Genomic DNA, 26,732 nt, shown 5'->3' with positions numbered 1-26,732 from the left:
TTATAGGGGATGCGTTTTTGTTTTGGAAAAAACTGTTGACTCGGTTAGTGTACTATGGTGATAATACAGTTAGATAGTGTATTAGTCGCATCATACACTTAGAGAGGTGACAACATGATCATACAATTCAACACGAGAGCCCCGGTTTACATTCAAGTCGTCGATTACTTCAAAAAGAAGATGGCGCTTGGCGAACTGCAGGCGGGCGAAGAGATGCCGTCGCGACGTGAGCTCGCGACCGAACTGAAAATCAATCCGAACACCGTCCAAAAGGCGTTCAAAGAGATGGAGGAACAACAATTGATTACGACCGAACGGAACCGTCCGAGCCGCGTGACGACCGATGAACATGTATTGAAACGCATCCGCACGGAACTCGTCGATGAGGCAGTCGCTGTCTTTGTCGAATCGATTCAAGAACTTGACGTCACGATGGATGAGCTCGTCGATAAAATCAAACGGCAATACGGGGAGGGGAATATTCATGATCGAAGTACTGGGAGTTAAGAAGCGTTACCGCAAAAAACAAGTCATCGAAGAGGTGTCGTTCACGGCCCAAAAAGGGGAAATCACATGCTTGATCGGGTTGAACGGTACCGGGAAATCGACGATTTTAAAAGGCATCATGGGACTGACGCCGTTCGACCAGGGGACGGTGCTTGTCGACGGCAAACCGATCGATTTGAATCGTGTCGCGTTCGTACCGGACCATTCGACGTTCCCCATCCATTTCACCATTGAACAGTGCGAGGCGTTCATGCGCGACTTTTATCCAAAGTTCGACCCGAAATTGTTTGCCCGTCTTGTCGATGAGTTCAAGCTGTTCCCAGAGGACAAGTTGAATGAGCTGTCGAAAGGGACGCTCGCCAAAGTGAATTTGGCGCTCGGGATTGCCCAAGATCCGGACTATCTATTGCTCGACGAACCGTTCTCGGGCATCGACGTGTTCTCGAAAGAACAAATTGTCGAGTTGTTCTCGAGTGACATTATGGAAGACCGCGGCGTCTTGATTACGACGCACGAGATTGAAGACATCGAATACTTGGTCGACAAGGCCGTCATGTTGAACCGCGGCCGGATCGTTCGCGAGTTCGACGTCGAGGACGTCCGCTTCATTCATGGGAAGTCGATTGTCGATGTCATGAGAGAGGAGTATGGCGCATGAATTTGTTGAAACTACTCGGATGGGAAGTCGAGCGGTTGACGAAACCGTATCTCATCTTGATCACGTTACTCGTCGTCACCCAGTTCGCCTGGCTCGGCGTCTTCCTATGGAGCGAGACGAATATGTATGAAGAAATGCGTCGTGCTGGAACGCCGGATTACACTTTGACGTTCGGGAATTATCTTGGTGGCACACCGTTCATCTTGTCGATTGGGGTTGCTGTCACGGCGATGGTATTCTTCAGTTTTTGGATTTGGTATCGCGACTTCCAAGGCCGTGGGACGTTCATGATGCGCCTATTGCTCATGCCGCAACAACGGATGCTCGTCTTCGGTGCGAAGCTAGTGACGATGATGTTGATGATCCTTGGCTTGTTCTCCGTCCAGTGGATTGCGCTCAAACTCCAGTACATAGCGTTTTCGAGTTGGTTGGACTCGCAAATGATTCCGATGAGTGGCTCCTTCGAACAGGCCATCGGCTACGATGGGGCGCTTTCGGTCATGTTCCCGGCGTCACTGTTCAACTTCTTTGTCCATCAAGTATTAATTGCCCTCGCCGTCTTATTCATCTTCGCATTTGTGTTGATTGAACGGAGCCTGTGGCAACGGACGGTGTGGGCGCCGTTCCTCGCCTTATTGATGATTGGGGTTGTCGTAGTTGTGCCGATGATTGGGTTCTTTATCATTGAGAACTATCTGTTCATGGAAGAGACGCTGGCCGTCTTCACTCTTATTTTAGTGATTTGGTTTATTGGGGTCATTTGGATCGGACATCGTCAGTTGACGAAGAAATTAAGTGTGTGAGGTGAGCAGATGAAACGAATGTGGAATGTGGCCGCGCTCGGTGCGGTCGTCATCATCGGGCTCGGTACGTTCGCCATTGATTCGAAAGCATCAACGGCGGAGTGGGTGCTCGATGTCAAAACAAATGAAAGTGTATGGGAAAATCAAAAGATACAAGCCTTTTATGAAACTGAGGATGAGGTCCAGGAACGGTTTGAAATCACCAGGTCTGGTAGCGAAGTGACGACCCATTTAAATTACGTCGAAGAAGCGCTTAAACAACGCGAACGGGTCAATCCTACGATGCGAAAGTTCTATCGTCAAATGACAAACCTTAGTTTCACCCAATCGTTACGCACGAAAGAGGAGTATGTCGGCATCGGACAAAAAGGAAACGATGAAATCGTTCTTTTCCGAACCGAAGGCAACGACATTGCCACGACAACGTTCCCGTCAAATGTCAGCGGTGCAGTGGAAGTCATGGAAGGGAACTGGCACGGCATATTCGTTCAAGATGGTCGTGTTCATTTGATTTATCGTGACGGTTATGACAGACAGGCAGCAACAAAAATCGCCGTATTTGATGAAGGGGCGGCTGAAATCACCCTTGAAGAAATCTCAATAGAAGACGGCTTTATTTCTAGTGTTGTCGGAACATCTAGGTTTTACGATGAGAACCGGATGACCATCGCAGCCGATAATCGTTTCCTCCCGGTACGTCTTGGGACATACGAAACGATAACCGAAGATGGTCAGACGTACACGAACGAGACGGAACGTCCAGGCGTGTATGCCTATGACACCGAAGAGAAGCGTGTCGTCGAGTTAAAAGCTGAAGGGGATATGTGGGGCGCAACCGTCTATGAGGATCAATTAATCGTCTTGCAGGAAGATGGGACCGAATTCGTTGTCGACTTGAAGACAGGGAAGCAATCGACGCGACAAGTCATCGATGGTTCGGTCGGTACGACTTGGTATGTCGATAACCAACTGTATCATATTCGCCCGACGAAAGATGGGGCCGTTATCGACGTCTATCAAGATGGGAAAGCCATCTCGAGCGCCGTCGTGAAGGCGACGAACGATGCGGCAAAGGCATTGTTATCCAATACGAAATATTATGTACAATAACAAATAACCGAGAGGCAGCCGCCTCTCGGTTATTTTGATGGTTTCGGGACGATGACCCCGTCTTCTAAATCGAGCAACATGTCGATCAGTTCTGCACAGAACTCTGGGAACTGATCGAGGAACGCACCCGGACCGACCTCATCGGTGAAGTCGATATACAGGTCCGATACGTTACCGGCCATTTTCGCCGGAAGAGCGAGGAACGCCGACCCGAAACGCCAGCTGCCTCGGATATCGAGCAGCTTGCCGAGCATGATGTCACCGACCTCACGTTTTTCCGGGAGATTGACGCGATACGTCTCTTTCGTCTCCCAGTCGCGCAGTCCTTCCTCGGTCACTTCAAAAACCGAGCAACGTGGGACTGCCAAGCCACGGAGCGCGTGATACAAGGCCGGGGACATGTCGGCTTTTTGATCTGCCAAGTAGCGGCCGTGCGGTGTCATCCCTTCCTCGTCCGTCTCGAAGAAGACGGCCCAGTCGATGAACAGGTCGCGGAATAGCTCGGCGTCTTTCAACTGCCATGTGCCTTCCGAGGCGATCTCTTGAATATAGTTCGTCCAATGTGTGCTGCGCGCGAGCGCGGCTTGCTCATACAACTTTTTCAGCTCGGCCAGCAATTCGGACTCTTCTACAAGCAAAGGGAATGGAATTACTTTCCGGTCTTTTTTCATCGGCGCGGTCCTCGTTTGTTCGCAGGACGCTTCACGACCGGCGGTTTATCTTCGATCCGTTTCTCGATGACATCGCCACGATAAATCTCGAGTTCTTTCAATTCCACGCCTAGCTGGCGAGCGAACGATTTCAAGTGCGTCAAGTCTTCATCCGTCACGAGCGAGAGCACGGTCCCGGCCGCATTCCCGCGTGCCGTCCGGCCCGAGCGGTGAATGAAGTCATCAATCGATTCTGGCAAATCGAAGTGGACGACGTGCGTCACTTCTTCGATGTCGAGACCACGGGCCGCGAGACCCGTCGTGATGAGAAGTGGATAGTCGCCTTTCCGGAATTCACGGAGCGTCTCCACGCGTTCGCGTTTCCCTTTTAGGCTGTCGAGCATCCGGTAATTCACTTTCATTTTATCGAGTTCGCCTCTGAGTGGTGGCAAGAATGAGCGGTTGTTGATGAAAGCGAGCGCTTTGACGCCGTTGACATGTGACAAACGACGAAGCAATTCCGGCTTATAGCGGCGTGTCGTCAACATATAGCCGTACGTCACTTGACTGCTCACAGCTCGTTCGATTTTCACGTGTGCCGGCTCCTTCAAGAACGGGGCAGCCCATGCTTGAAGCGTGTCTGTGAGCGTTGCCGAGACGAGGGCGATTTGATGTTCGTGCGCCGTGTGCTTGATGATGCGTTCGGCGGCTTCTGTCAATCCGCTATCGATGATTTGGTCGGCTTCATCGAGGACGATCGTGTGCGTCTCATGAAGCTTCAATTTTTTCTTGTCGATCAGTTCGACGAGTCGGCCTGGTGTCCCGACAATCAAATGGGGCTTTTTCTTCAAGCGATCGATTTGACGTTTCAATTCGACACCACCGATAAATGAAGCGATGCGGACATCACCTTTCTCAGTGAAGCGTTGCGCGACCGTCTGAATCTGCATGACGAGCTCACGTGTCGGCGCGACGATGACGACTTGAATCCGGTCGTTCGAGGTGTCGATTTTTTCAATGGCGGGTAACAAATAAGCAAGCGTCTTCCCGGTACCTGTCGGCGCTTCGATCGTGACGTCTTTTCCGTCAAGAAGAAGCGGGAAGGCTTCGGCTTGGACCGGCATTGGTTCAGTAAAGCCAAGGCGATCCCAGGCTTCGTTAATAAATGGTTTTGTAAAGTTCATATCAATTCTCCTTATCGTGGGGCAAAAACAAAGGAAGCATAAGCGCTCCCTGTCTTAGATATAGCGAACATGTTCAGTATCTTGGTCGAATGAAGAACGGAGTGTCTGTGTGAACGTCTGTCCGTCCTCGATGAGTTTGATGTGCACATCGATTTGGTCAGCCGACGCCTCGACGCCTTCGACGGTGAAGCCTTGATACACACGATACTGCAATTCTTTCGTCAACCGTTCGTATGAAGCGAGCTCTGGATACGTCGCTGCCACGTCAATCGGGCGCGAGATGAGAGCAACGAGCAAGTTATCGCGGTAGTCGATGAAATCCTCGTTTTCGATGTCGTCGTCAAACCGAATCCAAAAACCTGCGTCTTCAAATTCTGTGATAAATCCATCACGTTGTTCACCGTTCGCTTCTACTTTAAGGGAGATGCGGTCACCGGCTTTCAAGTCGTGATCAGCTGTCAATAATTCGTACGTCATGGGAAGAACCCCTTCCTCTTCTACAATGTTCTGCCTTCATTGTGTCCGATGTAAGGCAAAAATTCAAGTTCTATCCCTGAGTCGTGATATACATCACACTAAAAACTGTACAAATCGTCACATCCGAATTCAGATGATACAGAATCGACTTGAATTGCGTCGTGACGTGATTTATCTGTTTCATAGTTAATGAGAAATACGTTATAACAGAATTTAAAGCGCTTACAAAAACGGCTTCACGCCAACGTTCATGAGATTGTTACAACTTTCACAAGAATGTAAAACATAATGTTCACGTTTTCACGTACACTCAACTTATAGAAAGCACGCAGTTATCTCAACTATGAGGAGTGACCCACAATGGCAACCGAAATTAAATCAGCCTGGTCAGGATTTGTACCTGGGCAGTGGACGAACGAAGTGAACGTCGGTGAGTTTATCCGTTTGAACCGACATGAGTACACAGGAGACGACCGTTTCCTCGTCGGACCGACCGAAGCGACGAATCGTCTTTGGGCACAAGTGATGGAATTGACGAAAGAAGAGCGGGAACGCGGTGGTGTTTGGGCCGTCGATCAAAACAACCCATCGACAATCGTCTCGCACGGACCGGGATACTTAAACAAAGAGCTCGAGAAAGTGGTCGGCGTTCAAACGGACGAGCCGTTCAAACGTTCGATTCATCCGAACGGTGGCATCCGAATGGTCGACGCTGCACTTGAATCGTATGGCTTCGAGCCGAACCCTGAAATCACAAAGATTTATTCGGAAATCCGCAAAACGCATAACCAAGGTGTCTTCGATGCGTATACACCTGAGATGCGAGCAGCACGGAAGTCAGGGATTATCACAGGACTTCCTGACGCTTACGGCCGTGGACGGATTATCGGCGACTACCGTCGCGTTGCCTTGTACGGGTTAGACTTCTTGATTGCCGCACGTAAAAAAGATTTGGCGAACCGTGGCGGTTTCTTATCAGAGGCAGATATTCGGACACGGGAAGAAATGTCTGAGCAGCTCCGGGCCCTCCAAGAGTTGAAACAACTCGGTGCGGCGTACGGGTTTGACCTCGGCCGTCCGGCGGAAAATACACAAGAGGCGTACCAATGGGTATACCTTGCATATCTCGCAGCCGTCAAAGAACAGAACGGCGCCGCCATGTCACTTGGACGTGTCTCGACATTCCTCGATGTATACGCAGAGCGTGATATCGAAGCAGGTCGTTTGACCGAGTCGGACGTTCAAGAAATCGTCGACCACTTCATCATGAAGCTTCGGATCGTCAAATTCTTGCGCACGCCTGACTACAACGAATTGTTCTCGGGTGACCCAACATGGGTGACCGAGTCAATCGGTGGGATGAGTGAGGATGGACGTTCGAACGTGACGAAGAGCTCGTTCCGCTTCTTGCATTCACTCTCGAACCTCGGGCCAGCACCAGAACCGAACTTGACGGTGCTTTGGTCGACGAAATTGCCAGAAGGCTTCAAACAATATTGTGCGAAGATGTCGATTGAGACGTCTGCCATCCAATATGAGAACGATGACCTCATGCTTCCAGAGTTCGGTGACGATTACGGCATCGCCTGCTGTGTGTCACCGATGAAAATCGGGAAACAGATGCAGTTCTTCGGAGCCCGCGCCAACATGGCGAAAGCACTCCTTTATAGCATGAACGGAGGCCGTGATGAGAAGAGCGGCGACCAAATCGCACCGGTTTGGGAGATGAACACCGAGGACGTGCTCACGTACGACAAAGTGTATGCCGACTTCGACCGGACGCTCGATTGGCTCGCCGAGCTCTATGTCAACACGCTCAACGTCATCCACTTCATGCATGATAAATATGCATACGAACGAATCGAGATGGCGCTCCACGACCCTGAGATTTTACGGACGATGGCATGTGGCATCGCCGGCCTCTCGGTCACGGCGGATAGTCTTTCAGCCATCAAATATGCGACCGTGAAACCGGTCCGCAACGAGCAAGGCATTGCCGTCGACTTCGAGACAGAAGGCGACTTCCCTAAATTCGGCAACAACGACGACCGTGTCGATGCGATTGCCGTCGAGCTCGTCGAGTCGTTCATGCAAAAAGTACGCAAGCATAAAACGTACCGCGATGCGCTCCATACGCAATCGGTCTTGACGATCACATCAAACGTCGTTTACGGCAAAAAGACAGGGAACACACCGGACGGACGTCGCGCCGGCGAACCGTTCGCACCTGGTGCGAACCCGATGCATGGCCGCGATACGAAAGGGGCAGCTGCGTCGCTCTCATCAGTCGCGAAACTCCCGTTCGAACACGCACAAGACGGAATTTCATACACGTTCTCAATCGTACCGAAAGCGCTCGGTAAAGAAGAAGTGGCCCGTGAACTCAACTTGGCGGCACTCCTTGACGGTTATATGGGCGGCGAGCATAAAGGACATCACTTGAACGTCAACGTCTTCAACCGTGAGACGTTGCTCGATGCGATGGAGCATCCGGAAGAATATCCACAGCTCACGATCCGTGTCTCTGGCTATGCGGTCAACTTCATCAAATTGACACGTGAGCAACAAATCGACGTCATCAACCGGACGTTCCACGGTTCATTGTAAACAAAGGCTTGGCGGCCTTCACTCGAGGGCCGCTCATTCGTTAGGAGGTCATTTCGATGACAATGGGATATGTACACTCGGTCGAATCGTTTGGAACCGTTGACGGCCCGGGAATTCGTTTTATCGTCTTTTTACAAGGTTGTGCGCTTCGTTGCTTGTATTGCCACAATGCTGACACGTGGGATTTCAAAAAGAATAACCATCGTTCGGCCGAGGACGTCATTCAAGAAGCGCTCAGCTATCGTCCGTTCATGGAAGCGTCAAAAGGCGGCATCACGATTTCTGGGGGCGACCCGCTCGCGCAGCCAGAGTTTTTAGAGGCGCTCTTGCGTGAAGCAAAGAAACACGGGCTTCATACGACACTCGACACGTCCGGTGCACTCCGTCCCCCTAACTTGGATGCGATTTTAGACCATACGGACCTCGTGTTGCTTGATATCAAACATATCGACGATGACATGTGTAAGAAACTGACAGGACGGAGCAACGTCAACACGCTCGCGCTCGCTGAACATTTATCCGAGCGCGGAACGAAAATGTGGATTCGCCACGTCCTCGTCCCGGAATGGACACTTGATGAAGGAGCGCTCCGCCGCACGGCAGCGTTCATTCAAAAGCTCGACCACGTCGAGAAAGTCGAAATTTTGCCGTACCATGAGATGGGCGTCTATAAATGGGAGGCGCTCGGTCTCGACTATCCGCTCAAAGGAATTAAACCCCCGACGACGGAAGAAGTCGAATGGGCGGAAGGGATTTTACAAGGAACCGTTTAAAAAACTGCGCAGACCATCATGGTCTGCGCAGTTTTTGGATTACAAATGTTTTTGACTGACGTGCTGACGGATGGCGGCCTCATCGAGAGGACGTTTGGCGACGCCGGTCTCGACGGCGGCTTTGGCGACCGCGACCGCCACGGCCGGTGCGATTCGTTCATCGAATGGGCTCGGGATGACGACACCGTTCGCCAAATCTTCTTCGGTCAATAAATCGGCAATCGCGTGGACGGCCGCTTCCTTCATCTCCTCATTGATTTCGCTGGCGCGAACGTCAAGTGCGCCCCGGAAAATACCTGGGAAGGCGAGGACGTTGTTCACTTGGTTGGCGAAATCGGAACGGCCGGTCGCGACGACACGCGCCCCGGCTTTTGTCGCGAGGTCTGGCATAATCTCCGGAATCGGGTTCGCCAGAGCGAAGATGATTGGATCGACGGCCATCGAGCGGACCATGTCTTCCGTGACGGCCCCGGCCGCCGAGACACCGATAAAGACGTCGGCACCTTGAAGCACGTCGGCGAGCAATCCTTCGTGTTGCTTCCGATTCGTCGCTTTGGCGATTTGATCTTTGAACGGGTTCATCCCTTCGACGCGTCCTTCGTAAATCGCGCCTTTCGTATCACAGATGACGAGGTCCTCGACACCAAAACGCTTCAACAGTTTGGCGATGGCGATGCCCGCGGCCCCGGCACCGTTCATGACGACACGGAGTTCAGGCATCGTTTTATCGACGAGGCGCAACGCGTTGACGAGACCGGCCAAAACGACGATGGCTGTCCCGTGCTGGTCGTCATGGAAGACAGGAATCGGGAGCGATTGTTTCAAACGGGCTTCGATTTCAAAACACTCGGGTGCTTTAATGTCTTCTAAGTTGACGGCACCAAACGTCGGTGCGAGCAGTTCGACCGTCCGGACGATTTCATCGACGTTGTGCGTGTCGAGACAGATGGGAAACGCATCGACGCCAGCGAAGCTTTTGAACAAGACGGCTTTTCCTTCCATGACCGGCAGTGCGGCTTCTGGACCGATATTGCCGAGACCGAGCACGGCGCTCCCGTCCGAGACAACGGCGACCGTGTTGGCGCGGAGCGTGTAGTCATACGACAACTCTTTATCCTCGGCGATGCGACGGCACGGTTCGGCGACGCCAGGCGAATAGGCGAGGCTGAGTGCTTCTTTCGTGTCGACGTCGACTTTCGGTGTCGTTTCCAATTTTCCGTGATGGAAGGCATGCATCTCGAGTGCGCGTTCGTTCAATGTTTTCATAAGTCTCTCCCTATAATTAGCGATTTTAATCTGTGACAATACGAGTCCATTGTAACGGAGAAACCGCTTACTTTCGAGGGTTTTACCTGCATTTGGGCGAACTATTTCTGAACGGTTGTTCACAAATGTCGGATTGCTGATAGGACTTGGTGCTAGGTCAGGAAGGTCAAAAAAGGAGCCACAGTTTTTCTGTGACTCCTTTCGTAGATTAAGCTTTCGTTTTTCGTTTCTTCTTCTCGGCGAGACGAGCCGCTTCCGCTTGTCGTTTTTCGGCGTAGCGGAGTTCACGCTCGAGCTTGACGAAGCTTTGATAGCGCTTCGCGTCGAGCATCCCGGTTTCAATCGCCTTGCGGACCGCACAACCGGGTTCGGCCTGGTGTGAACAGTCCCGGAACCGACACGTCTCGGCGAGCGCCTCGATATCCCGAAACGTATCGTCGAGGTGATCGGCACCGTCCCAAAGGCCAAATTCACGCATCCCGGGTGTATCGATGACGAACAAATCGTCAATTTGGAACAGTTCGCGATGCGTCGTCGTATGCTTGCCGCGTTCATCGCTCTCGCGGACGGCCTGTGACTCGGCGACGGTCGTCCCGGCGAGCGCGTTCGTCAGCGTCGATTTCCCGACACCGGACGAGCCGACGAGCACGATGGTGCTTCCGCTCGGCAGTGCGGCTTGCAACGCTTCGACGCCGTCACCAGTGACTGAACTGACAGGGAAGACGTCGACCCCAGGCACTGTCAACGTAAGTTCGTCGACGAGTGCATCTGCGTTGTCGACTTGGTCCGATTTCGTCAAGACGATGAACGGCGTGGCGCCAGTTTCCCACGCGGCGAGCGAGTAACGCTCGAGCCGACGCAGATTGAAATCGTGTCCGCACGCCATCGTGATTAAGATAAAGTCGACGTTCGCACAGATCAGCTGTTCGCGCGTCTCGTTGCCGGCGGCTGCCCGTGATAGGACAGTGCGCCGTTCAAGGAGACGTCGAATTACGCCTTGACCGTGTTCGCGAACGGTGAACTCGACGAAGTCACCGATGACCGGATAGTCGCGCTCGCTTTCAGCCTCATGTCGGAATTTCCCGGTGACGCTGCACGTGTAGGCTGCATTTTCGGTCGTGACCGTGTACATATGTTGGAACTGTGCCGTGACACGCCCCGTTGTGATTGTTGTTTGATTCAAATAGAATCCTCCTCTTAGTGATGGAGGACAGTCGCCCTCCGATTGGCTGACAAGGTGTATACTGCGTTGAATACGGTGCTCATAAAACATCATCCTTTCATTGTTCGATGCCTTTAGTATAGCACAGGATTTGAGAACGCTATCATCTCAGTCTATAGACCGAGGGAAAACGGGCCTTGCGCTCGTCGCGCTATAAAAAATAACGTATTATGATAAGAGTGTACTTAACGAGGAGGGATGATAGATGAATCGCCAGGTGAAACAAGTGTTGTTCATCGTGGCCGCGATCTCTTTAGTTCTCGTTCTAATCGGCTTTTTACCGAATATGATCATGTTCGGTTTGGGGGCGCTCTTAGCACTGTGGGCTGGAGTCAGATTCATGGCCGTGACACATGTCGGCGCAAAAATCGGTTACGGCGCGCTTGCCGTGATCGGGATCATCACAATTTTATCGAATATTTGGGCGTTAATCGGGATTGTGGTGGCATGGGTATTGTTTAAAGGGTATATGATGTATGCCAACCAAAAACAAGACGTCGAGATTTTGAATGCGGACGGCTCGCGTGCGAACCGGAGCAGCTTTCAATCGTTTGATCAAGTGTGGCAGAAGTTTGTAAACCGTCGCTAAGCTTCACAAGGAGGATATTATGATGAAAACACCATTTGACCAGTTTCGTGATTTAGCTAACGAGTTGACGAAAGAATTGTCGAAAGAGATGAAGAAGTTCCAAGATAAAGAGGGTCCACGTTCGGCACCGCGTTCGAGCGGGGAGGCCGAGTTGAACCGCCACATCCGTGGTGCTGAAAAAGAAGCGATGTCTGTCGAACGTCTCGTCGAACGTCAAAAGGCGCTCCTCGATGAGCTGGCGACAAAACGTGATGACGCTAAACTGATGGCGGATAAGCGTTACGAGCAGACCGAGCTCGCCAAACAAGCGGGCGAAGAAAAACTCGCGGAGCGGGCCGCGCTCGAGTCGAAGCATTACGGTGAGCAGTATCGTTACTTTGAAGGGTTGCTCGACGAAGGAGCGCGCGAACTCGATGCCCTCGAGCGCCGTGCCCTCGAGATGCGACTGAAACTCGATGAGATGCAAAACAAACGCTATGAGTTCGCGATGCGAGAGAACCTGGATTTATTGAAAGGTGCGCTCGATCAAATCTTCGGAGCGGAGACGTCGAAGACTCATCCGTTCACGGAAGAAGAGAAGAAGCAAGAACCGGCCGCTGAAGAGAAAATCGATGCAGCGGACGAAGATGATTTCGAAGCAAAACTAAAAGAACTTGAGCGTCGATTCAAACAAGACTGACGTAACGGTTCAGCGATGGTCCGGCGAATGAGTTGGGCCATCGCTTCTTTGCTTCATTGTACATACTGTCAGAGAGGGGGAAGCAACGTGGAACGTTGGAACACACGCCAAATCATCGGATTCATGATTATTTTGTTTGCCATTGGACTATTTATCGATATCGTGACGGGTGGAAACAGCGTCCTCTTCAGCATGGTCGTCCCGTTATTGTTGCTTTATATCGGACGACGTTTCAGCCGCAAAGGCAATCAGCCGGTCAGCTATATCTTTTACGGGATTGGCGGCATCATGCTCGTCGGACTCATCTTTTCGTCGGCGGCATTTGGTTTCGTGTTGTCGGGTCTATTGCTCATGTTCGGTTATCGGCTGTATAAAAACCGTCCGCTCGAATCGAGCCGATTCAAGTCGCACATCCGGCAAGAACAGGCGTTTACGTTCGGAACAATGGAAAGTGGTCACTACGTGCTCCAAGACACGAATGAATTTTTCTTGTTGCGTGACGTCGAACTCGACTTGTCGCGCGCGATTATCCCGGAAGGAGAGACGTTCTTACTGTTGAATGGGCTCGCCGGGGATATCCGGATTCTCATTCCGGCCGGTTACGATTACTCGATTGACGCCTCGATCGGGTTCGGCAAGATTCAAGTCGACGAATCGAATTATTCGCCCGTGTTCAATCGTCGCTTTTATACGGCATCGGACGATTACGCGTCAGCGACGCGAAAAGTCCGGATTCATATCGTGCTCATGAGCGGAAGTGTCGAGGTGATGACTGTATGAAGAAGGACTCGTATCCAAGGACCGTTGTCTGGCATCAACTGTTCAGTAGCCTCTTGACGGCACTGTTCGTCACGATTGCATTTTTAATAGGTGACTCGACTTCACTCCGAGATTTGTTCACACGTGAAGAAGGGTTGCCTTTCGGTGTGTCTATCCTCGTCATCGCCGTCTTGATCGGCAGCGTGTTCGGGGTCGGTTCGTACTTTTATTTGCGCCGTGACTTCCGGGAAGTGGCGATTGCCTTATGGAAGCTCGAGAATCAAAAAGAAATCACGTTCCGGCCGCTGTCGCCTTATCGCGATACACTCGAACGGATTGCACGCATCTCGAAACAGCGCGCAGAAATGGTCGAGATGGCGAAACGGGTCGGTGACCGGCCTGTCAGTGTCGAGGAAGCGCGCAGTGAAGCCGTCATTGAGGAGCGGCGACGTGTCGCCCGAGAGTTACATGACTCGGTCAGTCAGCAACTGTACGCCATCTCGATGATGACGACGGCAGCCAAGCAGACGATCGAGGCGAAGCCGGACGTGGCCGCCAAACAAATCGAACAAGTCGAAGTGATGGCGCAAACGGCTCAGGCCGAAATGCGCTCGCTCTTATTGCAACTTCGTCCCGTCGAACTTGAAGGGATGACGCTCAAGACGGGTATCGAGCGATTGTTAGAAGAGCTGTCGCGCAAACAGTCGACCGAACTTATCTGGCGCCTCGAAGAAGTCGAGTTGTCGCGTCACACCGAAAATGAACTGTTCCGTATCGTTCAAGAAGCGATCAGCAATACGCTTCGACATGCGAAAGCGAAGCGACTCGAAATCGAAATGCGGACCGTGCAACAAACGGTCATCTTAAAAATAAACGACGACGGCATCGGCTTTAATGTCGATGATACACAAGTCGCCTCATATGGCTTACAATCGATAAGAGAGAGGACGGCTGAGGTCGGCGGGACGTTACGACTCGTCAGTGTGCCCGGCGTCGGTACTCAGATTGAAGTGCGTGTGAAACAACAAGTGGAGGGGTTACAATGATTCGAGTCGTATTGATTGATGACCATGAGATGGTGCGGGCCGGAGTCTCGGCGTTCTTGTCGACGCAGCCTGACATCGAAGTCGTCGGAGAGGCATCGGACGGCGCGACTGGAGCGGAACTCGCGATCCAAGAAAAGCCGGATGTGGTCTTGATGGATTTAGTAATGGAACCTGTCGATGGGGTCGAGTCGACAAAACGGATCAAGGCGAGTTGGAAAGACGCTAAAATCTTGGTCGTGACGAGCTTCTTAGATGATGAGAAAGTGTATCCCGTCATCGAGGCCGGGGCGATGAGTTACGTCTTGAAGACGGCAAACGCCAATGAGATCGCTGATGCGATTCGTCAAACGGCAGCGGGCAATCCCGTCATGGCCGCCCAAGTGACGGGCAAGATGCTCGAGCGGCTCCGTCACCCGGAAAAGACGTTGCACGAGAGTCTAACGGCCCGGGAACGTGAGATTTTGCAGTTGATGGCAGAAGGAAAGTCGAACCAAGTCATCGCCGATGAACTATACATCTCGTTGAAGACGGTAAAGACGCACGTCTCCAACATTTTGACGAAGCTCGACGTCTATGACCGGACGCAAGCTGTCGTCTATGCATTTCAACATAACATCGTCAGTAAAGGGTGAACGGGATGCTTCCAACGATTGAAACGGAACGGCTCCGATTACGACAACTCGACGTGACCGACGCTGAGCGGCTGTTCACCATCTTTTCAGACCCAAACATCTTGCGCTACTACGGAATGGAACCTCATACGTCCATCTTGGAGACGCAACAGATGCTTGCCGGTATGCTCGAAGGGATTGAATCCGGTGCGGTGATGCGCTGGGGCATCGTGACGAAAGAGTCGTCCGACTTGATTGGAACGATTGGATTCCATAACCGAGCGCCGCGACATCGACGTGCCGAAGTCGGCTATGAAATTCACCCGAACTATTGGCGTCACGGATATGCGACCGAAGCGCTCCAGGCCGCGTTAACCTATGCCGCGCAGACAGGCGAGATGGAACGGGTCGGGGCCATCGTCTTCACCGAGAACGTCGCGTCGCAACAAATGCTCGAAAAGAACGGCTTCTCGCGGGAAGGGACGCTCCGTCACTATATGCGACAAGGCGACCGCGCGCACGATGTGCATGTATATGGCTATACGACAAACAAGGATCACGCCGACGCGTGATCCTTGTTTTCATTTCTTCTGTGCTTGAATTTGTTCATCAATCTCCGATAAATATTCCCAACGCTCCATCTTCGCATCGAGTGCTTCTTTCAACGCGGCAATATCGGCGTACAGTTCATTCACTTTGCCGAGGTCGCTTCCGGCTATAGCGAGCCGAGACTCCGCTGCATCAATCTCGGACTCGAGAGAAGCGATATCTTCCTCAATCGTCTCCCATTCCTTCTGCTCTTTGAAAGTGAATTTGACGACGTCGACTTTGACGCGCTCTTTCTTCTCTTTCGATTCTTTCTTCACTTGTTGCTTCGTCTGTTCTTGGAGTGTGGCCAAATAATCACTGTACTCGGCGTGATAGACGTTGATTGTCCCATCTTCGAAGGCGATGAGCTGCTCAGCAATCCGATCTAAGAAATAGCGATCGTGACTGACGGCGATGACCGTACCTGGGAACGACTCCAAGTAGTCCTCGAGGACGGACAGTGTCTCCGTATCAAGGTCGTTCGTCGGTTCATCCAAAAACAGTACGTTCGGCTCGTCCATCAAGATACGGAGCAAGACGAGGCGGCGTTTCTCGCCACCGGATAGTTTGGCAATCGGTTTGTATTGCGCGTCCGGGGTGAACAGGAACCGTTCGAGCATCTGACTGGCCGTGATCGTCTCGCCGTCCGGCGTATAAATGACTTGAGCGATGCGTTCAATCTCATCGATGACGCGGCGCGATGTGTCCTCAAACTCGACTTGTTGCCCGTAATAGCCGAGATGGACCGTCTCGCCATGGACGACCGTTCCTTGCGTCGGTTGAAGGCGATGGGCGAGCAAGTTCATGAGCGTCGTCTTCCCGCTACCGTTTGGTCCGACGATGCCGTACCGCTCACGTCGTCCGAACAACCACGTGAAGTCTTGGATGAGCAACTTGTCGTCGTAGCCGAATGATAAGTTCTCGACTTCAATCACTTTTTTCCCGAGACGACGTGATCCGACGGACACTTCGAGCGCCTCATCCTCGGCGAGCGTCTCTTGGTGTTTCAAATCTTCGACGCGTTGGATACGCGCCTTCTGTTTCGTCGTCCGGGCTTTGGCGCCGCGGCGCAACCAGGCGAGCTCGCGGCGCAAGATGTTTTGGCGTTTCTGCTCCATCGAATGCGACCGGGCTTTTCGTTCGGCGCGTTTTTCAAGGAAGAGCTCATAGTTCCCGTCATAAAAATAACTTGTCCCGTCGGCGATTTCGAGAATGTGGTTCGTGACTCGATTCAAGAAATAGCGGTCGTGGGTGATGAGTAAGATGGCGCCTCGATAATCGGCCAGAACCGTCTCGAGCCAAGCAATCGTATCGGCGTCGAGTTCGTTCGTCGGCTCATCGAGCAACAACAGGTCGGCTTCATCGAGCAGAGCGGCGGCCAAAGCGACCCGTTTCTGCTGTCCACCGGAGAGCGAACTGATTTCCGCCGTCACATCCGGAAGGCCGAGCCGATTCAAAATCGATTTCAACTTGGCCTCTGTCTCCCAAGCGTCGGCTGCATCGACTGCTTGTTGGGCTTTCATGAAGCGTCCCAACCACTGTTCACTCGTCGGGTTCGCCTCGAGTGCTTGGCGGGCCAGTTCATATTGCTTCAATGCTTGAACGGATGGGGTGTCACTCGTGAACAAGGCGTCCAAAATCGTTTGACCCGGATCGAAATCGACCGTTTGCGTCAAATAGCGAATCCGATAGTCGTTCGGATGTTGCATCGAACCGCGGTCTGCCGTCTCGACGCCAGCGACGATTTTTAAAAACGTCGATTTTCCAGAGCCGTTGACTCCAATCACACCGATGCGATTGCCTGGATGAATCGTCATCGTGACGTCATCGAATAACACTTTATCTGCAAATTCTTTGTGGATACCTTCAATCGTTAATAAGCTCATGATTCTTCTCCTTCAACAACGCGGCGAATCATCGTCTCCGCAAGCGCGGCGATTTCTTTGTTCGGGACGTCGGCCGGATCGATGACCGGTAAAAAGGTGACGTCGATCGTCCCAGGGGTGATACGATTTTTCGTTTCGAGCAAATGATGACTGCCTTTGATGGCAACCGGGACAATCTTGGCGCCACTTGATGTGGCGAGCGTCAGGCTGCCGGCTTTAAACTCTTTAATCGGCCCGCCTTTCGAGCGGGTGCCTTCCGGGAAGACGATAATCGATTGGCCGGATTGAATCGTCTCGACGCCGGAGCGGATGGCTTTAATCGACTGGCGGCGGTCGCTGCGGTCGATGAAGATACAACCCATTAGTTCCATCCAACGTGGGATGATTGGGAACTTTTGAACTTCGATTTTTGAGATGAACGCTTTCGGATGTTTTGTCGCCGTGATCATGATCGGGACATCGAAGTTCCCTTGGTGGTTCGCGACGTAGACGACCGGTTCATTCGGAATGTTCTCTTGGCCGTGAACGCGGACGCGAGCGCCGGCAATCCGGAGTAGAAAGCTTGCCCATGTATAGGCGACGGTTTGAACGTACGCGTAACGTTCGGGCGGCGTCAGCCGTTTCGCTTTCGGATAGAACGGAAGCGTCAGCGGTAAGACGGCAAAAAAGGTGATAAACCAGATGGCGGTGCGGATCATGAGTCATTCTCCTTTCAATCGTACAACTGTTAGTCTGGACACGAAGAAAGAGTCTTCTTCTCTAAGCGAGAATCCGACTCTTCGGCATGAATCCTTATTCCCAGAAGCGAGATTCGCTTTCCTCTTCTTCTTCCTCGAGTTCGAACGTGATTCGTTTATTCACCGGGTCCACGGCAAAGTAAGCCCCGTCTTGATCGATGCTCTTGAACTGCATGACGTGATCAGTGCCGATTTCGAGGGTGAGTCGAATCCGGTTGTCATCGTCGACGAGCAAGATGCCATCTTCTTTCAGCCATAGCTCCATGACAGGTGAATAACGTAATAGCCATTCGTTCGATAAAGGGATTTCATTCATACGTGTTTGTGCCTCCTACGGGTTGAGTCCGTTTTGCTCTCTGTCTACAATAGAATAACAAAAGTGGAGGGTGAAGACGAGTGTTATGTAGAACGTTTACGTGTACTTGAATGCATACGTGCCACGATGCGTTTGATTTTTTTCTGGTTGCGGCGTTCAATCAATAAGACGTTCGTTTGTGCGACTAACTGTTTAAATGAAGATAAGCCCATGGCGAGCAATACGGCGAACAGGAATGTACCGATCGGGTCTTTGAAAAAACCGGTTTGGAGCGAGACGGACAAACCGACGACCGAAAGAATCGTGGTGAGAAAATAAAATAGCATGAGTGGCTCTCCCTTCCCAGATGATTCAATAGTAAAAGCCGAACGTTATGTTCGTTCGACAGCTGCACAAAAAATCCCTTTTTTTGTCGGAACAAAACAAAAAAACGCCTTCTGTCAGGAGAGGGCGTTTACTCTTGGACCATCGTGACGGATGAAGATACGTTTGTATCGACTCCGTTTGAGAAAATGAAGCTAAGTGAAGCGAGTAGCGCGAAGAAAGCAATCAATAAGCCTTTCATAAAGCGCTTCGCAAATGATCGAGATTGAACATCAAACATTTATTATCCCCCGTTCGGCCATGGCTGAAACCTAATTCGTTAAACAACACTTCCTTAATAATAACGTTTTCAAAATGTGGATACTAGATGGAAAATGCACGTTCACAAAATTGTCACAAAATTTGAAATAAAGACGTTAGAATGCTCGCCAATCGGTCATATGCGTCTTCGTCTCTCGTTCACAATTTAGACACAATTAAGCGGAGCAATGAAATCGAACATGATATGATTAGGAACGTGTGTAGGTAGGTATACTGACAGTAATAGATGAAAAAGGATGTGGATTGTATGGCATTACGTGCAGGAGAAGTAGTAGACTTGGTCGCGGAACGTTCAGCTGATTTTGGAGTGTTTATCGGAAACGGTCGCGAAGAGGTACTCCTTCATCGAAAAGAACAAACAGAAGAAGTTGCGGTCGGACAGACGGTACGCGTCTTCCTTTATCACGACTCGGAAGGACGTCTCGCTTCGACGATGACGATTCCTAGTGTCACGTTCGATGACTATGAATGGTATGAAGTGACAGGGGTCCGGTATAACACAGGTGTGTTCGTCAATATCGGGATTCAAAAAGATGTACTCGTCTCATTAGATGATCTTCCTGAGAACCGGTCGTATTGGCCGAAAGAAGGAGACAAGCTATGCATTCGTCTCAAGTACGACCAAAAGAGCCGCCTCCTCGGCGAACCGGCTCATTATGCGTACCTGAACTTATTGGCGCGTCCCGCCAAAGAAGAGTGGGGCAACCAAGATGTGCAGGCGATCGTCGTCAATCGACGCGACGTCGGTGTGAACGTCTGGGTCGAGAACGAGTCGCTTGGCTTCCTACATGAAGCAGAGATGACACGTTGGCCGCGCCTCGGTGAGCAATTGACGGTGCGCGTGACACAAGTGAAGCAAGACGGGACGGTCCTCGTCTCAATGAAACCTCGAGCCTATGAGGCGATCGACCCGGATGCGGAAAGTATCCGTGCCTACATTGAAGAGCGCGGCGGCCAAATGCCTTACGGCGACAAGACGGCGCCGGATGTGATCGATCGTGAGTTCGGGATGAGTAAAGCAGCGTTCAAACGGGCGCTCGGGAAACTGCTGAAAGAAAAGCAAGTTGAAAAACTCGACAATGGCTATAAATTGAAATAAGATAACTCATGTCCAGGTGGCTATAAAAAGTTTTAGAATGTATTTCTTTCATTTTAGAAACAAATGCGTTATAGTAGTAAGAGTTGACTACGAGGAAACATTGTAAAAACGTCTGTAGAACTAAACCTCAGACGTTTTTTGTATGAAAAAAGGAGAATATAATTTGACAAAATTCCAAGATTTACAGTTAAGTGAAGTATTAGTAAAAGGTGTACTCAAAATGGGCTTCGAAGAAGCTACACCGATCCAAGCTGAGACAATTCCTGTCGCACTCACAGGAGTGGACGTATTAGGTCAAGCGCAAACAGGTACAGGGAAAACAGCAGCTTTCGGTATTCCGACAATTGAGCGAATCGATACAAAGGCACGTCAAGTCCAAGCACTTGTTCTTGCACCGACACGTGAACTTGCGATTCAAGTTGCAGAAGAATTGAACAAAATTGGTGAAGCGAAGCGCGTTTACGCACTTCCAGTATACGGTGGCCAACAAATCGACCGCCAAATTCGTGGTTTGAAAAAGAACCCACAAATCGTCGTTGCGACACCTGGACGTCTCATGGACCACATGAAACGCAAGACGATCAAACTCGACGAGATCCAAACAGTGATCTTGGATGAGGCAGATGAAATGCTCAACATGGGCTTCGTTGAAGATATCGAGATGATTTTGAAAGGCCTTCCGGCTGAACGTCAAACGCTTCTCTTCTCTGCAACAATGCCACCACAAATCAAGAAGATTGCTGAGCGCTTCATGAAGTCGCCGACAATCATCAAAGTCAAAGCGAAGGAAATGACAGTTGAGAACATCAACCAACAATTCCTCGAATTGCGCGAAGGCCAAAAATTCGATACGCTTTGCCGTTTGATCGACATCGACTCGCCAGAACTCAGCATCATCTTCGCTCGTACGAAGAAACGTGTTGACGAAGTGACAGAAGCACTGATCAAGCGTGGTTACACGGCTGATGGTCTTCACGGTGACTTAACGCAATCAAAACGTGACCAAGTCATCCGTCGCTTCAAAAACAGCACGATTGACATCTTGGTCGCAACAGACGTAGCGGCACGTGGTCTTGATATCACAGGCGTTACACACGTTTACAACTTTGACGTCCCACAAGACCCGGAAAGCTACGTGCACCGTATCGGACGTACAGGCCGTGCTGGTAAAACAGGTACAGCTCTTACGTTCATCACGCCACGTGAATTCGGTCAAGTCAAAGCAATCGAACGCGTAACAAACAAGAAGATGAACCGTCGTCACGTTCCGACAATCGCAGAAGTGCTTGAGGGCAACCAAAAGCAATCGGCTGAAGATTTGATCGAACGTGTACAAGCGGGCGACTTCAAAGCTTACACGCAACTTGCGACTGAGCTTCTTGAAGAATACGAAGCAGTCGAGCTTCTCGCAGCGGCACTTCGTGGATTGACGAAAGAGCCAGATTCAACTCCGGTTGAAATCTCGTATGCAGAACCAGTTCGCGTCAAACGTCAAGGTGGACGCAACGACCGTGGTGGATACCGTGGAAATCGCAGTGGCGGCGAACGTCGTGGCGGCGGTGACCGTGGTGGACGCAGCGGTGGCGGCGGTGGATACCGTGGCAAACGCACGGGTGGAGAAGACCGTCGTCGTTCAGACGACCGTGGCCCACGCCGTCCGCGTGACTAATCAATAACCCAAAACCGCATCTCCCTAAGTGGATTTGCGGTTTTTTTTTTGGTGTCATGCTACACTAAACGAGTAGAGACAGAAAAATGAGGTGTCAACGGATGATTGAATTAGGTTTTGGTCTCGTCATACTATTGGCGTGCGTCCTGGCTTTGAAACCGATTATAACGCGGACCGAACGTCCGAATTTCCGATATATCCCGGTCGCCACGCTCCTGTTCGGCGCCATGATTTGGCTGGTGATGGCCATCGGCGTCGGTGGGAAGATGGGAATCGGGTACGGTGTGATGAGTATCGTATATTTCATTGCTTGTTTCGGTGCCTATATGTATGTGCATACACGAGCGAGCTGAACCCAGCTCGCTTTCGTGTTTAGAAAAAAAGACGAGGTGATCAAGGTGGATGCAGTGGATGTGATGATGAACCCAGAAGAAGTCGAAGTGACATTTGAACCGATTCTCGGGGCTGCTACCTTTCAAGTAGAGGGGTATATGGTGCATGGGCAGTTCAGGGGCGAATCGCTCACCCCTTTCTTTTATGACGATGACGTTCCGCTGGAGTATCAGCTCGACATCGCTAAACGCATGGAGCGTCTTGCCGCCGAACAGTTGCGGGACGAAACGCAATTCGTCACGTTCCGATGTCGGTCAGAATGGATTCTCGATCAAGGCGGCGAGGCGTTTTTGGCCCCGCTGCGGGAGTTGAACTTCCCGCTCCATCGCATTTATGTGACACTTCAAGGGACTGACCTCGTCGACGTGTCACGTTTGTCACGAGTCGTCCAATATTATCGTTCGTCCGGTGTCAAAGTCGCGCTCGACTTCGCTGAGTCGACAAGCATTGAAGATATCATGACGGTGGCGCCTGAGATGCTACTCGTCGATTTGGCGACGATGGTCGAGAAGAAGACGTTATCGGTCACGTATCCGCAAATGCTTCAGACGATGGAATATATCGCTTCCCGTCTCGGGGCTCCGCTCTTGTACAAATCAATTGATCACCTCGGGCAGCTGCGTTATGCGTGGCGTCATGGCGGACGTTATTATATGGGTGGACTCCTGGGTCAAGGTGATGCGACACCGCCGCGCGAAGCGAAAGGCATGAGCGTCTTGACACAAGAAGTGCCGTCATTCTTCTTGCACGATCAAGAGCGGATCAAGCGATTGTATGAGCTTGAGTTCGAACTCCATAAACAAATTCACGACCTCGTCCAAAGCGGGAAGTGGTCGCGCGATAAAAAAGATGAATGGTTGCTCCATATTGCGCCGAAACTCGAAGGAACGTTCGTCCGCTACTATTTGACGGACCAAACCGGGTTCCAGACGAGCGCGAACGTCTATCAGGCGCAGTCAAATTGGACAGTCGACAATACGTATCGCGGCTATAACTGGAGTTTCCGACCGTACTTCATTCGCACGATGGCGGCGATGGACGTGCGCGGACGAGGCTACTTGTCCGAGGATTATCGTGACTTCAGCTCGAACGAAGTGACACGGACGTTCAGTTATCCGTTACCGGATGGCATGTTCTTGTTTGCGGATTTATCAGAAGAGTTCTTATATCAAAATCGACTATTAGATTGAGAGGGAAAACGATGTTAGATTATGATTACGATGCATTGCGTGAGATTGGACGGATTGTCGCCTTGGCGCGCGACGAGATGGCGAAAGCGGTCAAACCGGGCATGACGACGAAACAGTTGGATGAGATTGGACAACGTATTTTGGAAGCGGAAGGGGCCGCCTCGGCCCCGATTACGATGTATGAGTTCCCAGGCTACACGTGCATCTCCATCAATGAAGTCGCAGCCCACGGGATTCCGGGCGAGCTTGTCATCCAAGACGGGGACGTGGTCAACGTCGACGTCTCGGCCGTGAAGGATGGTTACTATGCCGACACTGGGCGTACGGTCATCGCGGGCACACCGAAATCGGCTAAACACGAGCGTTTGGTCGAAGTGTCATTGACCTCGCTCGAAGCGGGTCTCAGCAAAGTGAAGGCGGGCGTCAAGGTCAACCAAATCGGCAAGGCGATTTATGCCGATGCCCGGAAGAACGGCTTCACGGTCATCCGCAACTTAGCGGGCCATGGTCTTGGGCGCACCCTTCATGGGGAGCCGGAGACGATCTCGAACTATTATAGTCGTGAAGAGAACGACATTTTGAAGGAAGGTCAAGTCATTGCCGTCGAGACATTCATCTCGACGCAAGACGAAATCGTCTATCAATCGGAAGAAGACGGCTGGTCGTTGTTCACCCCGAACAACAGCCTCGTCTCTCAATTCGAGCACACGGTCGTCGTCACGAAAGACGGCTATGAAGTGTTGACGGGCACATTCCGTTAACGATGAAAAAGCGGCAGACGCGAGGTCTGCCGCTTTTTTTGCGGAGTTTTTACAGGAGTCGAACTGTCTGTTCGCTCAGTTGCTCGATTGTCGTCCAATCCGGTGCGACCTGGTCGGGAAGCATCAACTGTCCGTTCTCGACCTCAAGCGGGGTATCGAGCAAATCGGTCTCGAAGTAAGCGCTCGTCCCGGCCATATCGGCCGGGTAGGCGGCTCCGCTCATTGAGGCGAATAAGAGCGTGTGATAACGGCCGATGGAGGACTCATACATACCACCAACCCAGTAGGGGGTGCCGCTATCGCGAATCGCGAGTGCCTCGCTCCAGCCGCCGACGCGGGCCGGTTTGATATTGACGATGCGACCGGCTCGAAGTCGATGCATCGTCGCCACGTCTTGAGCCGAACTGATCGATTCATCGAGACAAATCGGTGTGGTGAGCCGTGCCTGCAAGTCTGCTGTCTCGACCCAATGTGTGCTCGGATAAGGCTGCTCAATCATCAAGAGACGGTAGGTATCTAACGCCTCAAACCAGTCAAGCGGTTGCTCGGAGCCACTTCCGTTCAAATCAATCATGAGCGGGGCGTCCGGAAAATTGTTCCGAATTTCGCCGAGCGCAGGGAGTAGTTCATGCGGGGACGCTTTTAACTTGATCCGGTCGAATCCGGACGCGAGCGCAGACTCGATGGCGTTCAATGTTTGACTGAGCAGACCGATGCCGATGGTCCGGCCACAGGCCACGGTGTCGCCGGCTTGGACGTATTGTTTTAATGTCTGATTCGCGCGGGCCGCTTCCACCTCCCATAGAGCGCTTTCCCACATCGCTTTCGCCATCGGGTGGCCGATGATGGAGCTGACATGGGTACCGAACGAGGCGGCGGACAACGTCATTCCTTTCAACAGTTGGATAATTAAAGCGGACGTATCGATGACGGAGCGGACGGTCTCAGCCGTATACCATGGCGTCTCGAACGCGACACCTTCCCCGTAGCCGACAACACCGTCGACCGTCTCCAGACGGAGAATGACCGTCCGTCTCGTCGTCAACACGGCGTGGGCGGTGACAATCGGATGTTTGAACGTGAGGGGGACGATATACAGTTCAGCGCGACGAATCATGGTCAGCCTCCTTTAAGCGATGACGCATCAATTTACCGTTGGCGTTACGAGGCAACTCGTCGACGGCAATCCATGCTTTCGGATGTTTATAAGACGCCAGATGGTCGTGCAACAGCTGAATTGCCTCATCGAAATCGAACGTACCGACCGTGAAGGCGACAGGTATCGCTCCCCAAGTCGGGTCGGGACGACCGACGACCCCTACGTCTTGAATGCCCTGGCAACGCAATAACACGCTCTCGATTTCGGCTGGATAAATGTTCTCGCCGCCAGAGATAATCAAGTCACTGCGACGGTCATGGACGTACAAGTAACCATCCTTGATTGTGCCGAGATCACCGGTCTGCCAATAGCCGTCGGGCGTCCAGGCGTCGGCCTCTGGCTGTCTATAGTAACCAGGGGTCACCGTCGGTCCGTTCACTTCAATCTCCCCATCCGCATTGATACGGAGTTGGGTCGGCGCAATCGATTGACCGCTCGAACCGATGTGGGCGAGCGCCTCGGATGGCAAGAGCGTCGCGACTTGCGAACACGTCTCCGTCATTCCGTACGTCTGGGCGACCGGTAACTGCCGCCGCTCGGCTTCTTCGAGCAACGGGCGCGGTACGGGACCACCACCGACGAGCAGAAGTCGTAGCTGATGGCGGGAAAGACCTGCGTCGAGGAGACGCTGAAGCATGACGGCGACAAGCGAGATGTGGGTGATTCTTGCCGTCTCAATCAACTCGAGTGTCTGGACGACATCGAACCTCGGTTCGACGTATAATGTCGAACCGAAACGGGCGCTCCGATACACTTGGGCGAGTCCGCTCATATGGAAGAGTGGCGTGACGATGAGCATCCGATCACTCATCCCATATCCGAGGCGAGTCTTGGCCGCCTCGGCGCTCGCGATGTGATTGCCGAACGTCTGCTTTACGGCCTTGGCTCGACCGGTCGTGCCTGAGGTGAACATGAGCGACATGACTTCATCGTCTGCCCACTCGTGCGGTGTGGCGAGTGACGCCTCATCTCGTGACGTCAACGCGAATTGGGTGATCGACAGTTCAATCGGTTCATCGACGAGCAATACATCGATATCGGCCGTCTCGATTTGTCCTGCCAGTTCGCTCATCGTCAACCGTGTGTTGAGCGGAACGAGCACTTTTCCGAGTAACTGGATGGCATGGACAGCGATGACATAATCAGCGCTGTTCGCAGCGCGTAATCCGATATGGCGGGCTTCGGGTGCGACCCGTTCCAAGAAGTGGGCTAAACGGGCACTCTCCGCGCTTAACTCGGCCCAGGTCAAACTGACGGACGCGGTGACGAGTGCCATGGCGTCACGTCGATGTTGTGTCACATAACGATTCATCATCAGGACCTCCAAAAAAAGAGTAGCGAAGTCGCT

General features: G+C 51.9%; 29 protein-coding genes. 17 read left to right on the top strand and 12 right to left on the bottom strand.

What is annotated here, in order from left to right; genetic code table 11:
* The first annotated feature begins 114 nt into the window (after window positions 1-114).
* Genes KNP68_RS11085 through KNP68_RS11070 form a run of 4 tightly spaced genes read left to right on the top strand, consistent with a single transcriptional unit; the run spans window position 115 to window position 3,078 of the window.
* Window positions 115-507 carry a GntR family transcriptional regulator gene (locus KNP68_RS11085; protein ID WP_029596052.1) on the top strand — a complete coding sequence of 131 codons (393 nt, stop codon included), beginning with the start codon at window positions 115-117 and terminating at the stop codon, window positions 505-507.
* Window positions 485-1,165 carry an ABC transporter ATP-binding protein gene (locus KNP68_RS11080; protein WP_021067812.1) on the top strand — a complete coding sequence of 227 codons (681 nt, stop codon included), beginning with the start codon at window positions 485-487 and terminating at the stop codon, window positions 1,163-1,165. The genes KNP68_RS11085 and KNP68_RS11080 overlap by 23 nt, the downstream gene beginning before the upstream one ends.
* Window positions 1,162-1,968: a hypothetical protein gene (locus KNP68_RS11075; RefSeq protein WP_214799580.1), complete on the top strand. Its 807-nt coding sequence runs from the start codon at window positions 1,162-1,164 to the stop codon at window positions 1,966-1,968. Before KNP68_RS11080 ends, KNP68_RS11075 begins: the two co-directional genes overlap by 4 nt.
* A 9-nt stretch (window positions 1,969-1,977) precedes the next feature.
* Window positions 1,978-3,078 (top strand): hypothetical protein, encoded by a 1,101-nt coding sequence (locus KNP68_RS11070; RefSeq protein WP_214756677.1) that lies wholly within the window; start codon window positions 1,978-1,980, stop codon window positions 3,076-3,078.
* A gap of 29 nt (window positions 3,079-3,107) precedes the next feature.
* Here the strand turns inward: KNP68_RS11070 and KNP68_RS11065 are convergent, their stop codons facing one another.
* Genes KNP68_RS11065 through KNP68_RS11055 form a run of 3 tightly spaced genes read right to left on the bottom strand, consistent with a single transcriptional unit; the run spans window position 3,108 to window position 5,389 of the window.
* Window positions 3,108-3,749, bottom strand: coding sequence for a hypothetical protein (locus KNP68_RS11065; RefSeq protein ID WP_214799578.1), 642 nt, complete (start codon window positions 3,747-3,749; stop codon window positions 3,108-3,110).
* Entirely contained in the window at window positions 3,746-4,912 is a 1,167-nt protein-coding gene (locus KNP68_RS11060) for a DEAD/DEAH box helicase (RefSeq protein WP_131472465.1), read from the bottom strand. Before KNP68_RS11060 ends, KNP68_RS11065 begins: the two co-directional genes overlap by 4 nt.
* Window positions 4,913-4,966: 54 nt before the next feature.
* A complete protein-coding gene (locus KNP68_RS11055; protein ID WP_021067807.1) occupies window positions 4,967-5,389 on the bottom strand; it encodes a hypothetical protein in 423 nt (140 codons plus the stop codon).
* Between the two features lie 360 nt (window positions 5,390-5,749).
* Between KNP68_RS11055 and pflB the strand changes: the two genes are divergently transcribed.
* Entirely contained in the window at window positions 5,750-7,996 is a 2,247-nt protein-coding gene (gene pflB, locus KNP68_RS11050) for a formate C-acetyltransferase (protein ID WP_021067806.1), read from the top strand.
* Window positions 7,997-8,052: 56 nt separating this feature from the next.
* On the top strand, window positions 8,053-8,769 hold the full coding sequence (gene pflA, locus KNP68_RS11045) for a pyruvate formate-lyase-activating protein (protein WP_021067805.1): 717 nt from the start codon (window positions 8,053-8,055) through the stop codon (window positions 8,767-8,769).
* A gap of 39 nt (window positions 8,770-8,808) precedes the next feature.
* On the opposite strand, the gene KNP68_RS11040 is transcribed toward pflA, so the two are convergent.
* Both KNP68_RS11040 and rsgA read right to left on the bottom strand, forming a co-directional pair.
* Entirely contained in the window at window positions 8,809-10,035 is a 1,227-nt protein-coding gene (locus tag KNP68_RS11040; RefSeq protein WP_021067804.1) for an NAD(P)-dependent malic enzyme, read from the bottom strand.
* A gap of 208 nt (window positions 10,036-10,243) precedes the next feature.
* Complete coding sequence (gene rsgA, locus KNP68_RS11035) at window positions 10,244-11,218, bottom strand: ribosome small subunit-dependent GTPase A (RefSeq protein WP_214799576.1); 975 nt, start codon at window positions 11,216-11,218, stop codon at window positions 10,244-10,246.
* 244 nt (window positions 11,219-11,462) lie between these two features.
* Between rsgA and KNP68_RS11030 the strand changes: the two genes are divergently transcribed.
* From KNP68_RS11030 to KNP68_RS11005, 6 genes are all read left to right on the top strand, one after another.
* Window positions 11,463-11,846 (top strand): lmo0954 family membrane protein, encoded by a 384-nt coding sequence (locus KNP68_RS11030; RefSeq protein WP_021067802.1) that lies wholly within the window; start codon window positions 11,463-11,465, stop codon window positions 11,844-11,846.
* Between the two features lie 22 nt (window positions 11,847-11,868).
* Window positions 11,869-12,525: a PspA/IM30 family protein gene (locus tag KNP68_RS11025; RefSeq protein ID WP_021067801.1), complete on the top strand. Its 657-nt coding sequence runs from the start codon at window positions 11,869-11,871 to the stop codon at window positions 12,523-12,525.
* A gap of 87 nt (window positions 12,526-12,612) precedes the next feature.
* Window positions 12,613-13,305 carry a cell wall-active antibiotics response protein LiaF gene (gene liaF, locus KNP68_RS11020; RefSeq protein ID WP_131472469.1) on the top strand — a complete coding sequence of 231 codons (693 nt, stop codon included), beginning with the start codon at window positions 12,613-12,615 and terminating at the stop codon, window positions 13,303-13,305.
* Window positions 13,302-14,330 (top strand): sensor histidine kinase, encoded by a 1,029-nt coding sequence (locus KNP68_RS11015; RefSeq protein WP_214799574.1) that lies wholly within the window; start codon window positions 13,302-13,304, stop codon window positions 14,328-14,330. Before liaF ends, KNP68_RS11015 begins: the two co-directional genes overlap by 4 nt.
* Window positions 14,327-14,962: a response regulator gene (locus KNP68_RS11010; RefSeq protein ID WP_021067798.1), complete on the top strand. Its 636-nt coding sequence runs from the start codon at window positions 14,327-14,329 to the stop codon at window positions 14,960-14,962. The genes KNP68_RS11015 and KNP68_RS11010 overlap by 4 nt, the downstream gene beginning before the upstream one ends.
* Window positions 14,963-14,967: 5 nt before the next feature.
* Window positions 14,968-15,513 carry a GNAT family N-acetyltransferase gene (locus tag KNP68_RS11005; protein ID WP_214799572.1) on the top strand — a complete coding sequence of 182 codons (546 nt, stop codon included), beginning with the start codon at window positions 14,968-14,970 and terminating at the stop codon, window positions 15,511-15,513.
* A 9-nt stretch (window positions 15,514-15,522) separates the two neighbouring features.
* Here the strand turns inward: KNP68_RS11005 and KNP68_RS11000 are convergent, their stop codons facing one another.
* The 5 genes from KNP68_RS11000 to KNP68_RS10980 form a co-directional block, all read right to left on the bottom strand.
* Window positions 15,523-17,415: an ABC-F family ATP-binding cassette domain-containing protein gene (locus tag KNP68_RS11000; RefSeq protein WP_214799570.1), complete on the bottom strand. Its 1,893-nt coding sequence runs from the start codon at window positions 17,413-17,415 to the stop codon at window positions 15,523-15,525.
* Window positions 17,412-18,113 (bottom strand): lysophospholipid acyltransferase family protein, encoded by a 702-nt coding sequence (locus KNP68_RS10995; RefSeq protein ID WP_214799568.1) that lies wholly within the window; start codon window positions 18,111-18,113, stop codon window positions 17,412-17,414. The genes KNP68_RS11000 and KNP68_RS10995 overlap by 4 nt, the downstream gene beginning before the upstream one ends.
* A 94-nt stretch (window positions 18,114-18,207) precedes the next feature.
* A complete protein-coding gene (locus KNP68_RS10990) occupies window positions 18,208-18,468 on the bottom strand; it encodes a hypothetical protein (RefSeq protein WP_029596043.1) in 261 nt (86 codons plus the stop codon).
* A gap of 83 nt (window positions 18,469-18,551) precedes the next feature.
* The gene (locus KNP68_RS10985) at window positions 18,552-18,794 is read right to left on the bottom strand and encodes a hypothetical protein (protein WP_021067793.1); all 243 of its coding nucleotides are present in this window, start codon (window positions 18,792-18,794) and stop codon (window positions 18,552-18,554) included.
* A gap of 128 nt (window positions 18,795-18,922) precedes the next feature.
* Entirely contained in the window at window positions 18,923-19,072 is a 150-nt protein-coding gene (locus tag KNP68_RS10980; protein ID WP_021067792.1) for a hypothetical protein, read from the bottom strand.
* A 288-nt stretch (window positions 19,073-19,360) separates the two neighbouring features.
* Between KNP68_RS10980 and KNP68_RS10975 the strand changes: the two genes are divergently transcribed.
* The 5 genes from KNP68_RS10975 (at window position 19,361) to map (ending at window position 24,225) form a co-directional block, all read left to right on the top strand.
* Window positions 19,361-20,212, top strand: a complete 852-nt coding sequence (locus KNP68_RS10975; RefSeq protein ID WP_029596042.1) for a CvfB family protein — start codon at window positions 19,361-19,363, stop codon at window positions 20,210-20,212.
* A 163-nt stretch (window positions 20,213-20,375) separates the two neighbouring features.
* Window positions 20,376-21,881, top strand: coding sequence for a degradosome RNA helicase CshA (cshA, locus tag KNP68_RS10970; RefSeq protein ID WP_214799566.1), 1,506 nt, complete (start codon window positions 20,376-20,378; stop codon window positions 21,879-21,881).
* Between the two features lie 101 nt (window positions 21,882-21,982).
* Window positions 21,983-22,234: a hypothetical protein gene (locus KNP68_RS10965; protein ID WP_021067789.1), complete on the top strand. Its 252-nt coding sequence runs from the start codon at window positions 21,983-21,985 to the stop codon at window positions 22,232-22,234.
* Window positions 22,235-22,279: 45 nt separating this feature from the next.
* A complete protein-coding gene (locus KNP68_RS10960; protein WP_029596040.1) occupies window positions 22,280-23,464 on the top strand; it encodes an EAL-associated domain-containing protein in 1,185 nt (394 codons plus the stop codon).
* Between the two features lie 11 nt (window positions 23,465-23,475).
* Window positions 23,476-24,225 carry a type I methionyl aminopeptidase gene (map, locus tag KNP68_RS10955; protein ID WP_029596039.1) on the top strand — a complete coding sequence of 250 codons (750 nt, stop codon included), beginning with the start codon at window positions 23,476-23,478 and terminating at the stop codon, window positions 24,223-24,225.
* Between the two features lie 49 nt (window positions 24,226-24,274).
* On the opposite strand, the gene menC is transcribed toward map, so the two are convergent.
* Window positions 24,275-25,342, bottom strand: a complete 1,068-nt coding sequence (menC, locus tag KNP68_RS10950; protein ID WP_131472475.1) for an o-succinylbenzoate synthase — start codon at window positions 25,340-25,342, stop codon at window positions 24,275-24,277.
* The gene (menE, locus tag KNP68_RS10945; RefSeq protein WP_131472477.1) at window positions 25,326-26,696 is read right to left on the bottom strand and encodes an o-succinylbenzoate--CoA ligase; all 1,371 of its coding nucleotides are present in this window, start codon (window positions 26,694-26,696) and stop codon (window positions 25,326-25,328) included. Before menE ends, menC begins: the two co-directional genes overlap by 17 nt.
* Window positions 26,697-26,732 lie beyond the last annotated feature (36 nt).

Origin of the sequence: Exiguobacterium sp. s50 (assembly GCF_018618175.1) — a bacterium.
GTDB classification, from domain to species: Bacteria; Bacillota; Bacilli; order Exiguobacteriales; family Exiguobacteriaceae; genus Exiguobacterium; species Exiguobacterium chiriqhucha.
This window is presented reverse-complemented; position numbering and strand designations above follow the sequence as displayed.

Bases quoted from the DNA above. Each gene is read 5' to 3' on its own strand.
- menC (WP_131472475.1), bottom strand. From the start codon at position 25,342: ATGATTCGTCGCGCTGAACTGTATATCGTCCCCCTCACGTTCAAACAT.
- KNP68_RS11015 (WP_214799574.1), top strand. From the start codon at position 13,302: ATGAAGAAGGACTCGTATCCAAGGACCGTTGTCTGGCATCAACTGTTC.
- KNP68_RS11065 (WP_214799578.1), bottom strand. From the start codon at position 3,749: ATGAAAAAAGACCGGAAAGTAATTCCATTCCCTTTGCTTGTAGAAGAG.
- KNP68_RS11070 (WP_214756677.1), top strand. From the start codon at position 1,978: ATGAAACGAATGTGGAATGTGGCCGCGCTCGGTGCGGTCGTCATCATC.
- KNP68_RS11010 (WP_021067798.1), top strand. From the start codon at position 14,327: ATGATTCGAGTCGTATTGATTGATGACCATGAGATGGTGCGGGCCGGA.
- KNP68_RS11075 (WP_214799580.1), top strand. From the start codon at position 1,162: ATGAATTTGTTGAAACTACTCGGATGGGAAGTCGAGCGGTTGACGAAA.
- KNP68_RS10995 (WP_214799568.1), bottom strand. From the start codon at position 18,113: ATGATCCGCACCGCCATCTGGTTTATCACCTTTTTTGCCGTCTTACCG.
- KNP68_RS11000 (WP_214799570.1), bottom strand. From the start codon at position 17,415: ATGAGCTTATTAACGATTGAAGGTATCCACAAAGAATTTGCAGATAAA.
- KNP68_RS11085 (WP_029596052.1), top strand. From the start codon at position 115: ATGATCATACAATTCAACACGAGAGCCCCGGTTTACATTCAAGTCGTC.
- KNP68_RS10990 (WP_029596043.1), bottom strand. From the start codon at position 18,468: ATGAATGAAATCCCTTTATCGAACGAATGGCTATTACGTTATTCACCT.
- KNP68_RS11005 (WP_214799572.1), top strand. From the start codon at position 14,968: ATGCTTCCAACGATTGAAACGGAACGGCTCCGATTACGACAACTCGAC.
- KNP68_RS11040 (WP_021067804.1), bottom strand. From the start codon at position 10,035: ATGAAAACATTGAACGAACGCGCACTCGAGATGCATGCCTTCCATCAC.
- KNP68_RS11055 (WP_021067807.1), bottom strand. From the start codon at position 5,389: ATGACGTACGAATTATTGACAGCTGATCACGACTTGAAAGCCGGTGAC.
- menE (WP_131472477.1), bottom strand. From the start codon at position 26,696: ATGAATCGTTATGTGACACAACATCGACGTGACGCCATGGCACTCGTC.
- KNP68_RS10975 (WP_029596042.1), top strand. From the start codon at position 19,361: ATGGCATTACGTGCAGGAGAAGTAGTAGACTTGGTCGCGGAACGTTCA.
- KNP68_RS10985 (WP_021067793.1), bottom strand. From the start codon at position 18,794: ATGCTATTTTATTTTCTCACCACGATTCTTTCGGTCGTCGGTTTGTCC.
- KNP68_RS11025 (WP_021067801.1), top strand. From the start codon at position 11,869: ATGAAAACACCATTTGACCAGTTTCGTGATTTAGCTAACGAGTTGACG.
- KNP68_RS11030 (WP_021067802.1), top strand. From the start codon at position 11,463: ATGAATCGCCAGGTGAAACAAGTGTTGTTCATCGTGGCCGCGATCTCT.
- KNP68_RS10965 (WP_021067789.1), top strand. From the start codon at position 21,983: ATGATTGAATTAGGTTTTGGTCTCGTCATACTATTGGCGTGCGTCCTG.
- map (WP_029596039.1), top strand. From the start codon at position 23,476: ATGTTAGATTATGATTACGATGCATTGCGTGAGATTGGACGGATTGTC.
- pflA (WP_021067805.1), top strand. From the start codon at position 8,053: ATGACAATGGGATATGTACACTCGGTCGAATCGTTTGGAACCGTTGAC.
- KNP68_RS11060 (WP_131472465.1), bottom strand. From the start codon at position 4,912: ATGAACTTTACAAAACCATTTATTAACGAAGCCTGGGATCGCCTTGGC.
- KNP68_RS10980 (WP_021067792.1), bottom strand. From the start codon at position 19,072: ATGTTTGATGTTCAATCTCGATCATTTGCGAAGCGCTTTATGAAAGGC.
- pflB (WP_021067806.1), top strand. From the start codon at position 5,750: ATGGCAACCGAAATTAAATCAGCCTGGTCAGGATTTGTACCTGGGCAG.
- KNP68_RS11080 (WP_021067812.1), top strand. From the start codon at position 485: ATGATCGAAGTACTGGGAGTTAAGAAGCGTTACCGCAAAAAACAAGTC.